Genomic DNA, 13,248 nt, shown 5'->3' with positions numbered 1-13,248 from the left:
TTGATATGATTATATCATTTTATAGGTGTATTTGTTTTAAAATTTTGATTTTTCTTAACATATTTGTTAATTCTTTGTTAACAACTCATAATAATTGTTACAGATTTTCGAAATGATTGTAAACCCTGTACCAAATTTCCTTCGTGCAGTATACAATGAATACGGATTACAAAGAAAATATAAAAATACTTTTTTAGACGGACAACTATAGCAAAATACAGCATATAATCCATACTATCTATGTTTACAAATAAGTGATCATTACTTTAGTAGGAGGAAGATAAATATGGCGGGTACTACGCTTGTTTTAAAAGAAGAAAATTTGGTTGTTCTAGAAAATGTTGAAAAATCAGTATATGAAGAGTTACAGCATAAAGCGGGAGAAGAAAACTGCACATGTGCTGTGAACGAATCAGTTGTTCACCTTGGCAAGGTATCCTCTGTACTCTGGAATGAAGATGAAATAGATTGGGAATACGGATATTAAAAAGTCGCTTATAGCGGCTTTTTTTCTCTTTTCTCTCTCTTTCTAAATAACATATACAAAGCGTAATCATAGAAAATATGATAAAATGAACTTAATTTTCAAACGGAAGAAAGGGAGATACAATGGAACAATTCATTAACCCTAGAGTGAAGGATATCCAAATTTCTGGAATCCGTCAATTCTCTAACATGATTCAAAACTATGGTAATTTGATTTCTTTAACAATTGGACAACCCGATTTCCCTACACCTTCTCTCGTGAAAGAAGCGGCAAAACGGGCTATTACAGAAAACTATACAAGCTATACACATAACGCTGGTTTACTAGAATTACGTAAGGCAGCTTGTAACTTCGTAAAAGATAACTACGATTTACATTACTCACCTGAAAACGAAACCATCGTTACAATCGGTGCTAGCGAAGCAATTGATGTTGCATTCCGAACGATTTTAGAGCCAGGAACAGAAGTAATTTTACCTGCTCCTATTTATCCAGGCTACGAACCTATTATTCGATTATGCGGTGCAACGCCTAATTTTGTAGATGTTCGTGAAACTGGATTTCGTTTAACAGCTGAAGCGCTTAAAAATGCTATTACAGAAAAAACAAGATGTATCGTACTACCGTATCCTTCTAATCCAACTGGTGTAACTTTATCCACAGAAGAATTAAAAGATATTGTAGATGTTTTAAAAGATAAAAATATTTTCGTCCTTTCAGATGAAATTTATAGCGAGCTTGTATATGAACAAAAGCATACATCTATCGCACATTTCCCAGAAATGCGTGAAAAGACAATTGTCATTAACGGTTTATCTAAATCACATTCTATGACCGGCTGGCGTGTTGGACTTTTATTCGCACCAAGCTATTTAGCAGGACACATATTAAAAGTTCATCAATACAATGTAACGTGTGCTACTTCAATCGCTCAATACGCTGCAATTGAAGCATTAACAGCAGCTAAAGACGCACCAAAAATGATGCGCCACCAATATAAAAAACGCCGTGATTACGTATATAATAGACTCACTCAAATGGGATTAACAGTTGAAAAGCCAACAGGTGCATTTTACTTATTCCCATATGTTGGTCATTTGACATCTTCATCATTTGATTTTGCACTTGATCTTGTCAAAGAAGCGGGACTAGCTGTAGTTCCTGGAACAGCATTCTCTGAATACGGTGAAGGCTACCTTCGCTTGTCCTATGCGTATAGTATCGAAACTTTAAAAGAAGGCTGCGACCGATTAGAAGCCTTTCTAATGAAAAAAGCTAAGAGTTAAACTCTTAGCTTTTTTATGCATAATGATCACAAGTTTGACGTTTTAGTAATTTATGAGGGATAATGATACACTTTGCAGCGGATTCTGCATTCTCTACTTTATCAACTAAAGCTTTTGCTGCCTCATATCCTAGCTGATAAATATTCACATCAACTGTCGAAAGTGGAGGGCTCGCAATTTCTGATAATAAAGCATTATTAAAGCTTACAATAGAAACATCTTTCGGTACAACGAATCCTTTTTTAGAAAGAGCACTTAACACACCAAGTCCAATTAAGTCATCCGTTGCCATAATTGCCGTTGGCGGTTGCTGCAGTCCCATTAATTCCTCAACAGCTTGTTGACCACTTTCCCTCGAAAAATCAAAATGTAAAATATATTCTTTTGGTAATACAATGTCTGCTAATTTCAAGGCATCACTCATACCAGCTAAACGATCTCTCGTTACAAGTAAATCTGATCCACCACCAATGAACGCGATTTGCTTATGCCCTAATGAAATTAAATATTCTGCCACTTCTCTTGCAGCTGTATAATTGTCATTATCTACATATGTAATTTCATCTTTTCGATCATATGGTTTTCCTATTAAAACAAACGGGAAATTTTGTTCATGTAAATATTGAATAATCCGATCATTCTCCCTTGAATATAAAAGAATAATGCCACCAATTTGGCGTCCCTGTACCATCTTTACGACACCATTAAAAATTTCTTCTTCCGTTTCACCTGTCGACATGTAAAGCGCATAACCTTCTACGTGTGCAAATGAACTAATCCCTCTTATAACTTCTGGGAAAAATGGATTTTGAAAAGCTTTACTTGCAGAACTTGGCATAACAAGACCAAGTGTTTTCGTCGTTTGGTTCGCAAGATTTCTCGCATTTAAATTGGGATGATACCCTAATTCACTCATCACTTTCCTAACACGGCGCTTTGTCTTTTCACTTATACTTGGATTATCAGCAATTACACGAGAAACTGTTGATGGTGCAACATTCGCTTGCTTCGCCACATCTTTAATTGTAACTGTCATAAAAATCCCCCTCCTCTCATTTCTCTGCCATTTTTCATATATTTTATCTCGCACTCATTGCAAGTCATAAACTTTCATTTCTTATATCTTGCAAAACTAATCCTATTCTCCCTCTTCATGTATTGTAAGGGATATAGCTATTTTTTCCTATACTATAATATACTATTTATTTCACTTCTTTTCACATGTGATGTCAAATCTCTTTTCATCTCCCTATAAACTTATTTATAGGGAGATGAAAAGAAAAATGGGACGTAATGTCCCATTTTTCATCCTTTTGTACCTCCAGCTGTTAAACCAGAAATAAAGTATTTTTGTAGTGATAGGAATAAAATTGAAATTGGGATCGCAATTAACACAGAACCCGCTGCAAACGTTGTAAATTCATTACCGAATTTCTTCGCAACCATTTCATATAATCCAACTGCTAAAGTATAATTTTCTGGTGTTCGCAAAATAATACTCGCTAAAATGAAATCTGTAAATGGACCAATGAAAGTAAATAACGCTACAACCGCTACGATTGGCTTTGCAAGTGGCATAATGATTTGCCAAAAAATACGAAAATGTCCTGCTCCATCCATTCGAGCTGATTCATCCAGTTCTTTCGGAATCGTATCAAAATACCCTTTCATAAGCCATGTATTCATCGGAATAGCCCCGCCTACATAAATTAAAATTAATGCAAGGTGTGTATCAATTAATCCTGTTAATTGAGCTAATACGTATAAAGCAATTAACGCTGCAAAGTTTGGAATCATTTGCAGAATTAAAAATGTTAATAAACCATTTTTTCTTCCAACAAAACGATATCTCGAAAATGCATAAGCGGTAAAACTAATTGCTAACACTGAGAAAATCATCGTTAAAACACTTACTTTTAATGTGTTTTTATACCATAGTAAGTAATTACTATTCTCTAGATCTAATAACTTACGATAATGATCTAACGTTGCATTTTGTGGAATAATACTTGATCCAGATAAACTATCACCTGGATTAAACGATGAGCCAATAATCCATAATAACGGATAGAAAATGATGGCACACATTACGAAAATAACTAAATAACTTAATGAGAGACGTAACATCTTCTGTCTTTTAATATTCATTTACATCATATCCTCTTCTTGGAATGATTTTGTTCTCTTAAATTGCCATAACGCAACTGTAATAACAATTAACGATAATATCATTGTAAGAGCTGCTGCTTTTCCGTACTGCGCTGAAGTCATCGTTAACTTATAAATCCATGAAATTAAAATATCCGTTCCACCTGCGTCTTGTCCAGCTACAGCAGGACCTCCACCATTAAATAGATAGATGATACTAAAGTTATTAAAGTTAAACGTATATTGCGTAATTAATATTGGTGCTGTTGCATATAACACAAGTGGCAATGTAATTTTACGAAACTGTTGCCAAGCTGTCGCTCCATCTACTGTAGCCGCTTCATATAATTCTCCCGGAATCGATTGCAGTATACCTGTTGTCATCGCAAAGATAAACGGGAACCCAAGCCACGTTTGAATCATAATTAAAGCAATCTTCGCCCAAAATGGATCTGTCATCCAAGCAATCTTTTCAATTCCGAATAAAGCTAATACTTGATTGTTAATCGCTCCGAATGTTTCATTAAACATACCAGAGAAAACAAGAATAGATACGAATGCTGGAACCGCCCACGGTAAAATGAAGATTGTTCGAATAATCGCCTTTCCTTTAATACCAGGCTGATTTACGATAATCGCTAAGAAAATACCAAGTGCAACTTGTAATGTTGTTGCAACGAATGTCCAAATGACAGTCCAAGAGAATACACTTACAAATGTCTCTCTCCACATCGGTAAAGTGAAAATATCAATAAAGTTTTTAAAGCCCACCCAATCTACTAATTTAGCTGGAGGAGAATGATATAAATCATAGTTTGTAAATCCAATTAAAATTACGAAGATGATTGGAAATACGACAACAAAGATAAGTAGTAGAAAACCTGGTGAAACCATTAAATAAGGAAAACCTTGATCTAACAAATTACGATATTGCTCTTTTACAGAATTTAACGGTGTTCCGCTATCACGTTTCTTTCCATTTTGGTATGCATCATATAAGTTAAATGCATATATGCCTAGCCCAAAAGCGATAACGATAAGGGCCAAGATTCCTTCTACTAATAGAAAGACAGAATGGTCACGTGGAACTTCTGTACCAAGCGTTACAATACCCCATAATCCCATATTTAATAAATCAGCAAAGGCTACAATAAAAGAACCTGTTAATACTAGAAAAATAAGACCTTTTACAAATTGTTTATTATACATTTGGCCCACGCCTGGAATGATTGATAACATGGTTGCCATTTTCCTATGCTTTGAATGGTTTAACCCATTTGCTGGTTCCATAGATGTTTGCATGTTCCTTCCCCCTTTTTTCTTCCTACATGGAAGGGAGAGAATTCGTGCCTCTCATATTAGAGGCACGAATTTCACCTTATTTTTTCTTGTTATGATTTGCCTCAATATTACCTTTAATTTGTTTCACTGCACTATCAAGCGCCGCTTTTGGTGCCTCTTTATCTGTAACAACTAATTGAAGCGCATCTCCAGCTGGTTTCCAAACTTCTTGCATTTCTGGAATGTTTGGCATTGGAATTCCATTTTCAGATTGCGTTGCAACTGCTTTTGCAGCTTCGTTATCTTTAATAATTGGATCTTCCATTACTGATTTTACTGGAGGAATTTCTTTTGTTTTCTCAAATCGAATTTTTGCGTTTTCTTCATTTGTTACCCACTCAGTGAATTTTGTAGCTAAATCATTTTGTTTAGAGAAACTTGTTACATGCCATCCTTTAACCCCAACAAACGTTTTCATTGGTTGACCATTTGGTAATTTCGGCATTGGAGCAACGCCATAATCAATCCCGTTCTTTTCCATTGCTTGGAACGCCCATGGGCCATTCATGATAGAAGCTGCTTTTCCTTCATTGAATAGTCCATCAGCAGCAGGCCCACCTGATTCACCGATAATACCTTTTGGGAATAATTTTTCCTTGTACCATTTTTGAAGATATTCAGCACCTTGTACTGCTCCGCTATTATTTAATCCAACATCACTTGCATTTGGCTTTCCATCTTTTTCACCAAATACATAACCGCCCATACCTGCCATGAATGCATTAGCAAAGTAGAAGTTATCTCCTAATGCTAAAAATCCGTACTTGCCATCTTTCGTAAATTCTTTTGAGAAGTTAAACAGCTCGTCCATCGTTTCTGGCGCTTTTGGCATTAGTTTTTTATTGTAAATAAAGACTGGTGTCTCAATTGCTTTTGGTAAACCATATAATTTTCCATTATATGTCTGTGCTTCTATTGATGAATTAGTAAATTTACTCTTTACAGCATCATCTGCTTTCACTTCAGAAAGTAAACCTTCTGTTACTGCATTTCCGATTTGATCGTGTGGCAATGTTACAACATCTGGTCCAGTCCCCGCTGGCCCGTCAAGGCGTAACTTCTTCACTTGATCTGTCATTTGCATTTCAACAACTTTTACTTTTACTTTATATTTTTCCTCAAAGCTTTTCACTGCTGGTTCTAAACCAACACCTTTTTTATCATCTTCCCAAACAAGAAGATCATAGTCTTTTTTCGCTTTACTTTCCTCTTTTTTCCCTGAATCTTTCGGTCCACATGCAGATAACATACCAATAGATAATGCTGAAACCGTTAATAATGATAATGCTTTCTTCATCCCAAAAACCTCCCTAAATTGTCTATGTACCTCAGTAACTGAAAACGTTTGCATTTAATAGTTTAATTGAAGCGCAAACAATATCTCAATCTATGAAAACGTTTGCGCTATTTGTCTATCATTATACATTCTTTTATTCATTTTGCAAATATTAATTTAAAAATTATGTCATTATACTCTTTATACATTGACTTTATATGAAATGAATACTACTCTTATAAGCAATATTAAAGCTACGAGAAAGGCAATCGTTTGCAATATAGGCTTTATTATTACACTTAAGGGAATACTATGTATAGAGATATTGAAGGGGGATTTTCTATATGTTTAAAGAAGCCATTTATCATAGGCCGAAAGATAATTATGCATACGCTTATGATGAACAAACAATTCACATCCGAGTACGTACTAAGAGAGATGATATTCAAAGCGCCGATCTTATTTACGGTGATCCTTACGAATGGAAAGACGGGAAATGGATATCAGCAAGTACACCCATGAAAAAAACGGGTTCTACTGCATTATTTGATTATTGGTCCATTTCAATCGAACCAAAATTTAAGCGCTTACGTTATGGGTTTGAATTAAAATCTGAAACAGACACTCTTATTTATGCAGAGCGAGGATTCTTTTCTAGCATTCCAAATGATGATGTTGGTAACTTTTTCTGTTTTCCATTTATTCATGCAGATGATGTATTCAAAGCACCATCTTGGATTAAAGACACCATTTGGTATCAGATTTTCCCTGAGCGATTCGCTAATGGCGATAGTAAGCTGAATCCAGAAAACACCCTCCCTTGGGGAAGTGCGAATCCAACTCCAACTAACTTTTTCGGCGGAGATTTTTCTGGTGTTATTCAAAACCTTGATTACCTTGTTAAGCTTGGCATTTCCGGAATATATTTCACACCTATTTTCAAAGCTCATTCAAACCATAAATATGACACAATTGACTATATGGAAATTGACCCACAATTTGGGACGAAAGAAACTTTTAAAGAGCTCGTTGAAGAATGTCATAAGCACGGTATAAAAGTAATGCTCGATGCTGTGTTTAATCATAGTGGATACTTTTTCGAGAAATTTCAAGACGTACTAGAGAATGGTGAGAAGTCCGCATATAAAGAGTGGTTCCACATTCATGAATTTCCGATTATAACAGAACCACTTCCAAATTATGATACTTTCGCCTTTACACCGTATATGCCAAAATTAAATACAGCTCATCCAGATGTAAAAGAATACTTACTTGAAGTAGGACGTTATTGGGTACGAGAATTCAATATAGATGGCTGGCGCCTTGATGTCGCCAATGAAGTCGATCACAACTTTTGGAGAGAATTCCGAACTGAAATAAAGACACTAAATCCTGAAGTATATATTTTGGGAGAAATTTGGCACGATGCCCTTCCGTGGCTACAAGGCGATCAATTTGATGCTGTCATGAGCTATCCTGTTACAAACGCTCTACTTTCTTACTTTGCTAACGATTCCATTAAAGCAAGTGAATTCATGAAGCAAATTACAGAATCTCTACATTCCTACTCTATGAATGTAAATGAAGCAGCATTTCATTTATTAGACAGCCATGATACTCCAAGAATTTTAACAACATGCAACGGAGATAAAAATAAGTTGAAATTGCTCTATGTATTCCATCTTTCTTTCATCGGCTCTCCTTGTATTTATTACGGAGATGAAATTGGTATGGATGGCGGCATGGACCCTGATTGCCGTAAATGTATGATTTGGGATACTAAAGAACAAGATCATGCATTATTTACCCATATACAAACATTGATTTTATTACGGAAACAACATAAAGCATTTGGAGGACATGGTACTTTTCAATTCATCGAAGCAAATGATGAACATAATTATATTTCTTATACGAAAACATATGAGGATGAAACTATCTTTTTCGTTTTAAACCCTACTAATAGTGAAGTTACAGTTTCACTCCCTCTTCATGTTACTGGTAAGAAAATAATTAACATTTATACAAACGAAGAATTTTCAGCAGAAGCAAGTGTATTACAAGTTACACTTCCTCCATATGGATTCTCCATATTAAAATGGTAATCCAAAAAAGCCTTATGCCAAGTTTGAAGTGGCATAAGGCTTTTTCTTATTTCAATTTGAACACTATCGCTTCATACGGACGTAATGGAATGTTATCTATTGATCCGATTTCTACATCGTAATTGTGTATAAATAACTCTGATTCACTATAACTAATATCCTTAGGCATTTCAAATACACTTTCATCCGCAGTAAAGTTTGCAATGACAAGTAGTTTTTCATCTCCATATGTTCTTACATAAGCAAAAATAGAAGGGTCATTATCTAATATTAAATCATATGATCCATACACAACTATTTCATTATTTTTGCGTAGTTCAATTAATTTCTTATAGTAATAAAAAATTGAACCTTCATCTTGGATTGCTTGTTTCACATTAATCTCTTTATAGTTAGGATTTACAGTAATCCAAGGTTCACCTTTTGTAAATCCAGCGTGATTCTGATCATTCCACTGCATCGGAGTTCTAGCATTATCACGACCCTTTATATAAATAGATTCCATTACTTTTTCTATATCTTCACCATGGTCTATCACTTTTTCTTTATACATATTTAACGTTTCAATATCTCGATATTCATCAATTGATTGGAACCGAACGTTCGTCATTCCGATTTCCTCTCCTTGATAAATATATGGCGTTCCTTTCATCATATGAAGAACTGTCGCTAACATTTTTGCTGATTCAATGCGATACATTCCATCATTACCAAAACGAGATACAACGCGAGGCTGATCATGATTATTCCAATAAAGGCTATTCCATCCGGTATGCTCTAATGCTTTTTGCCACTTTGTTAAATTCTCTTTTAAAGTAAGAAGTGAGCATGGTTTTACATCCCACTTTCCACCTTCTCCTGAATCTAAATCCATATGTTCAAATTGGAATACCATTTGCAATTCTTTTCGTTCTTCTCCAGTATACAATTTCGCTTCTTCTGTCGTTACACCAGGCATTTCACCAACCGTCATAATATCATAATGCGATAATACTTCCTCATTCATTTCATGTAAATATTTATGAATGTTTGGACCGTTCATAAAATGCTTATGACCTGAAACATACCCCTCTTCTTCTGTTTCAACAGCTGGTAATCCCTCTTCTTTAGAAATAAAATTAATAACATCCATACGGAAGCCATCAATTCCTTTTTCTAACCAAAACTTCATCATTTCATAAACATCTTGTCTTACCTTTTCATTATCCCAATTTAAATCTGGCTGTTTTTTAGAAAACAGATGTAAATAATATTCATCTGTCATTTCATCATACTGCCATGCTGATCCACTAAACGCTGCTCCCCAGTTATTCGGCTCTTTTCCTTCTTTTCCAGGGCGCCATATATAGTAATCTCTATATTTATTATCTTTTGATTTACGTGATTCAATAAACCAATTATGTTCATCCGAAGTATGATTAACAACTAAGTCCATCATAAGTTTCATATTACGTTCATGCATTTCATGTAATAGCTCATCCCAATCTTCCATTGTTCCGAACTCGTTCATAATTTTACAATAATCGCTTATATCATAACCATTATCATCATTTGGAGATTCATAGACTGGTGATAACCAAATCACATCAATCCCTAACTCTTTTAAGTAATCTAGCTTTGAAATAATCCCTTGAAGATCTCCTATACCATCACCATTACTATCCATAAAGCTACGAGGATAAATTTGATATACTACACTTTCTTTCCACCATTGTTTTTCCATTATGCTACCCCATTTCATTCATCATTCATTTTTCTCTTTTTTAAGGCGCAAACGTTTTCATTAATGAATGATAACAGATTCTATCTCAATTTAAAATAGCGCTTACAATTTTTATTGTTCTTTTTCTAAGAAAACATATGAAAACCACTAATAAATCTCCAATAAATGAAAACGTTTTATTTTTTTATTTATTTTTTGAATCTATTCGTTTATAATGAACTCAAAGAAAACGTTTGCATAATTATTTCTAGGGGGAAATACCATGGCAGAACTTAAATTAGAAAACATTTATAAAATATATGATAATAACGTAACAGCTGTAACTGATTTTAATTTACACATTCAAGATAAAGAATTTATTGTATTTGTCGGTCCTTCTGGATGCGGAAAATCTACAACATTACGAATGGTAGCTGGACTTGAAGATATTTCAAAAGGCGAGTTTTCAATTGATGGTAAACTAATGAATGATGTTCCTCCAAAAGATCGAGATATCGCTATGGTATTCCAAAACTACGCTCTTTATCCACATATGAGTGTATATGATAATATGGCATTTGGATTAAAACTTCGAAAAATACCAAAAGATGAAATCGATCGTCGTGTGAAAGATGCAGCAAAAATTTTAGGACTTGAACAATATTTAGATAGAAAACCGAAAGCATTATCAGGTGGACAGCGCCAACGTGTTGCTTTAGGTAGAGCAATCGTTCGAGATGCAAAAGTTTTCTTAATGGATGAACCATTATCAAACTTAGATGCTAAACTCCGTGTTGCAATGCGCTCAGAAATTTCTAAGCTACATCATCGTCTTGGAACAACAACAATTTATGTAACACATGATCAAACAGAAGCAATGACTATGGCTTCGCGTCTTGTCGTTATGAAGGATGGAAAAATCCAACAAATTGGAACTCCAAAAGAAGTATATGAAACACCAGAAAACATTTTCGTGGGTGGATTTATCGGCTCACCAGCTATGAACTTCTTCCGTGGTAAATTGACTGAAACCGATTTCGTTATAGACAATACTATAAAAATTAAAGTATCTGAAGGAAAAATGAAGATGCTACGTGAACAAGGCTATGTAAATAAGGAAATTGTTTTAGGTATTCGTCCAGAGGACATTCATGATGAACTACTATTTTTAGAAGCTTCACAATCTACTGCCTTCACAACAAAAATTGAAGTTGCTGAGTTATTAGGTGCTGAATCCATTTTATATATGAAACTTGGGAATCAAGATTTTGCGGCACGTGTAGATGCAAGACATACGTTTTCACCTGGTGACCAAATTAAATTAGCATTTGATATGAATAAAGCGCATTTCTTTGATAACCAAACTGAACAACGTATTCGCTAAAAAATTTATCTTTACTATACACATACAAAAAACCGTCCACATATATTGAGGGCGGTTTTCATTATTATACTAGGGCTTCTACTGTATGAAATGATTGTCCTTTCGTGCTAATAATACCGAAAATCGGTAAATCACTAAGCACCACTTCTTCTTGCTGTTTCATAAAAGATGACGTTAATTGTTTTATCTCTATCCAAACGTCATTAATACAAAGTACATTGGAATCGTTCTCTTGTTGGCGAGAAAAAATAGAATCTATTTTATATAAACCAGCATTTTGAAAAAGCATATCAATGCGACTGAATGCATTCAAAGTAATGCTAATAACGCGTTGCCAATCTCCTTGCTTTCCCATATCATAGGATACAAAAAGTGCTTCTCCGCCTAGATTCATAATTTCCTCCACTGTTGCTTGTCCACTCTCTTGATCAATGTCCGTCACAATAACTTTTGCGCCTTGTTTAGCCAACAAAAGAGCTGTATTACGTCCAATACCGATGCCACCGCCAGTTACGATAGCAACTTTTCCTGCAAGCTTCATTTTCATTACCCCTTCTATAAGTCTTACCGTCATTCAGTATACTCCTTTATAAGATTAATCTGCAAGCAAGAAAAATTGCTATTTAATTTGTAAACGTTTACTTTTTATCCTTCTTTTTTCTTATTATTACGCTGATCGAAAACTAGACCGATAAAAATGAGAATACCCCAAAAAATTATGCTACCTCCTGTCATTTTAACTTCCCCCTTATTATATAAAGTGAAATTTTACTCAGCCCCAATATGGCGGAATAAAGATATTATTTTTAATCATTATATCATTTTCTTAATTTTCAATCTATTATAAATAGAAATAATACATTTTGGCTTTTCCTTACTGTAAACATTCCCCATATACTTATAAAATCAAAAAGACCCTTTTATATATAAAAAGGTCTTTTTTTCATTATACAAGACTTATTACTTTCGTTTTTGTAATTAAATCCTGAAAACCACAATTATCTTTGCGGAACAACATCATATATACATTACATATTAATGGAATTCCTAATAGCAATACGTTCGGTAATAACACTACAAAAAATCTTATAATTAATGTTTGCAATGTTAGCTTTTCACTCTTCAATGAAATTAGTTTTATTCTCGTTATCTTTTTTCCAAGTGTAACACCGTTCCAAAGAAAGGGTAATACAATAAAATATATCGCCATTAATATGAAAACTACTGCAAAATCATATCTAAAATCACCTAAGCTTATATTAAAGCGCTTAAACATAGCACTATAGTTTCCGGTCATAATAGCTACTACTGCACCATACATAACCGAGATTAAAAACATGTCAATTAGGGAAGCACCTATGCGATTCATTACAAGCGCTGGACGATGCATCTTTAACTTCATTTTATGTCGACTCCTTCATATCCTTCTTTACCCGTCTCATCGTACCACTTCTAAAAAACATTGTAAACTAGCGTTTCTCTTACTTTTCTTGTACAATTTGTTACAATAGCATTATAA

At 34.3% G+C, this 13,248-nt stretch carries 12 protein-coding genes; 4 read left to right on the top strand and 8 right to left on the bottom strand.

Annotated features, from left to right (window positions below; genetic code table 11):
• Positions 1-286 precede the first annotated feature (286 nt).
• Positions 287-487 (top strand): hypothetical protein, encoded by a 201-nt coding sequence (locus ACTFRM_RS17540; protein WP_000929280.1) that lies wholly within the window; start codon positions 287-289, stop codon positions 485-487.
• Positions 488-609: 122 nt separating this feature from the next.
• The gene (locus ACTFRM_RS17535; protein ID WP_173600351.1) at positions 610-1,773 is read left to right on the top strand and encodes an aminotransferase A; all 1,164 of its coding nucleotides are present in this window, start codon (positions 610-612) and stop codon (positions 1,771-1,773) included.
• Between the two features lie 13 nt (positions 1,774-1,786).
• Here the strand turns inward: ACTFRM_RS17535 and malR are convergent, their stop codons facing one another.
• From malR to ACTFRM_RS17515, 4 genes are all read right to left on the bottom strand, one after another.
• Entirely contained in the window at positions 1,787-2,809 is a 1,023-nt protein-coding gene (gene malR / locus ACTFRM_RS17530) for a maltose operon transcriptional repressor MalR (RefSeq protein WP_000219052.1), read from the bottom strand.
• A gap of 269 nt (positions 2,810-3,078) precedes the next feature.
• Positions 3,079-3,921 carry a maltosaccharide ABC transporter permease MalD gene (malD, locus tag ACTFRM_RS17525; RefSeq protein WP_001022608.1) on the bottom strand — a complete coding sequence of 281 codons (843 nt, stop codon included), beginning with the start codon at positions 3,919-3,921 and terminating at the stop codon, positions 3,079-3,081.
• Positions 3,922-5,223, bottom strand: coding sequence for a maltosaccharide ABC transporter permease MalC (gene malC, locus ACTFRM_RS17520; RefSeq protein WP_001194996.1), 1,302 nt, complete (start codon positions 5,221-5,223; stop codon positions 3,922-3,924). It abuts the gene before it with no gap.
• Positions 5,224-5,299: 76 nt separating this feature from the next.
• Positions 5,300-6,559 carry an extracellular solute-binding protein gene (locus tag ACTFRM_RS17515; protein ID WP_000709923.1) on the bottom strand — a complete coding sequence of 420 codons (1,260 nt, stop codon included), beginning with the start codon at positions 6,557-6,559 and terminating at the stop codon, positions 5,300-5,302.
• A gap of 323 nt (positions 6,560-6,882) precedes the next feature.
• Here ACTFRM_RS17515 and ACTFRM_RS17510 point away from each other — a divergent pair, with 323 nt between their 5' ends.
• Entirely contained in the window at positions 6,883-8,643 is a 1,761-nt protein-coding gene (locus tag ACTFRM_RS17510) for an alpha-glycosidase (protein ID WP_000471780.1), read from the top strand.
• A 46-nt stretch (positions 8,644-8,689) separates the two neighbouring features.
• On the opposite strand, the gene malL is transcribed toward ACTFRM_RS17510, so the two are convergent.
• Positions 8,690-10,366 (bottom strand): oligo-1,6-glucosidase, encoded by a 1,677-nt coding sequence (gene malL / locus ACTFRM_RS17505; RefSeq protein WP_000415178.1) that lies wholly within the window; start codon positions 10,364-10,366, stop codon positions 8,690-8,692.
• A gap of 262 nt (positions 10,367-10,628) precedes the next feature.
• Here malL and ACTFRM_RS17500 point away from each other — a divergent pair, with 262 nt between their 5' ends.
• Positions 10,629-11,729 (top strand): ABC transporter ATP-binding protein, encoded by a 1,101-nt coding sequence (locus ACTFRM_RS17500; protein ID WP_000818931.1) that lies wholly within the window; start codon positions 10,629-10,631, stop codon positions 11,727-11,729.
• Between the two features lie 64 nt (positions 11,730-11,793).
• On the opposite strand, the gene ACTFRM_RS17495 is transcribed toward ACTFRM_RS17500, so the two are convergent.
• From ACTFRM_RS17495 to ACTFRM_RS17485, 3 genes are all read right to left on the bottom strand, one after another.
• Positions 11,794-12,303: an SDR family NAD(P)-dependent oxidoreductase gene (locus tag ACTFRM_RS17495; RefSeq protein WP_000218410.1), complete on the bottom strand. Its 510-nt coding sequence runs from the start codon at positions 12,301-12,303 to the stop codon at positions 11,794-11,796.
• A gap of 71 nt (positions 12,304-12,374) precedes the next feature.
• Entirely contained in the window at positions 12,375-12,464 is a 90-nt protein-coding gene (locus tag ACTFRM_RS17490; protein ID WP_000145636.1) for a hypothetical protein, read from the bottom strand.
• A 211-nt stretch (positions 12,465-12,675) separates the two neighbouring features.
• Positions 12,676-13,131 carry an RDD family protein gene (locus tag ACTFRM_RS17485; protein ID WP_000769082.1) on the bottom strand — a complete coding sequence of 152 codons (456 nt, stop codon included), beginning with the start codon at positions 13,129-13,131 and terminating at the stop codon, positions 12,676-12,678.
• Positions 13,132-13,248: the final 117 nt, after the last annotated feature.

The organism is Bacillus cereus group sp. MYBK227-1, from assembly GCF_051916325.1.
GTDB lineage: Bacteria > Bacillota > Bacilli > Bacillales > Bacillaceae_G > Bacillus_A > Bacillus_A cereus.
Note: the sequence above shows the minus strand (reverse complement) of the source record. Positions and strands in the feature narration are given on the sequence as shown.

What these genes read in the sequence shown, in the direction of transcription:
- malC (WP_001194996.1), bottom strand. Translation starts at nt 5,223, where the DNA reads ATGCAAACATCTATGGAACCAGCAAATGGGTTAAACCATTCAAAGCAT.
- ACTFRM_RS17490 (WP_000145636.1), bottom strand. Translation starts at nt 12,464, where the DNA reads ATGACAGGAGGTAGCATAATTTTTTGGGGTATTCTCATTTTTATCGGT.
- malR (WP_000219052.1), bottom strand. Translation starts at nt 2,809, where the DNA reads ATGACAGTTACAATTAAAGATGTGGCGAAGCAAGCGAATGTTGCACCA.
- ACTFRM_RS17510 (WP_000471780.1), top strand. Translation starts at nt 6,883, where the DNA reads ATGTTTAAAGAAGCCATTTATCATAGGCCGAAAGATAATTATGCATAC.
- ACTFRM_RS17495 (WP_000218410.1), bottom strand. Translation starts at nt 12,303, where the DNA reads ATGACGGTAAGACTTATAGAAGGGGTAATGAAAATGAAGCTTGCAGGA.
- ACTFRM_RS17515 (WP_000709923.1), bottom strand. Translation starts at nt 6,559, where the DNA reads ATGAAGAAAGCATTATCATTATTAACGGTTTCAGCATTATCTATTGGT.
- malD (WP_001022608.1), bottom strand. Translation starts at nt 3,921, where the DNA reads ATGAATATTAAAAGACAGAAGATGTTACGTCTCTCATTAAGTTATTTA.
- ACTFRM_RS17540 (WP_000929280.1), top strand. Translation starts at nt 287, where the DNA reads ATGGCGGGTACTACGCTTGTTTTAAAAGAAGAAAATTTGGTTGTTCTA.
- ACTFRM_RS17485 (WP_000769082.1), bottom strand. Translation starts at nt 13,131, where the DNA reads ATGAAGTTAAAGATGCATCGTCCAGCGCTTGTAATGAATCGCATAGGT.
- ACTFRM_RS17535 (WP_173600351.1), top strand. Translation starts at nt 610, where the DNA reads ATGGAACAATTCATTAACCCTAGAGTGAAGGATATCCAAATTTCTGGA.
- ACTFRM_RS17500 (WP_000818931.1), top strand. Translation starts at nt 10,629, where the DNA reads ATGGCAGAACTTAAATTAGAAAACATTTATAAAATATATGATAATAAC.
- malL (WP_000415178.1), bottom strand. Translation starts at nt 10,366, where the DNA reads ATGGAAAAACAATGGTGGAAAGAAAGTGTAGTATATCAAATTTATCCT.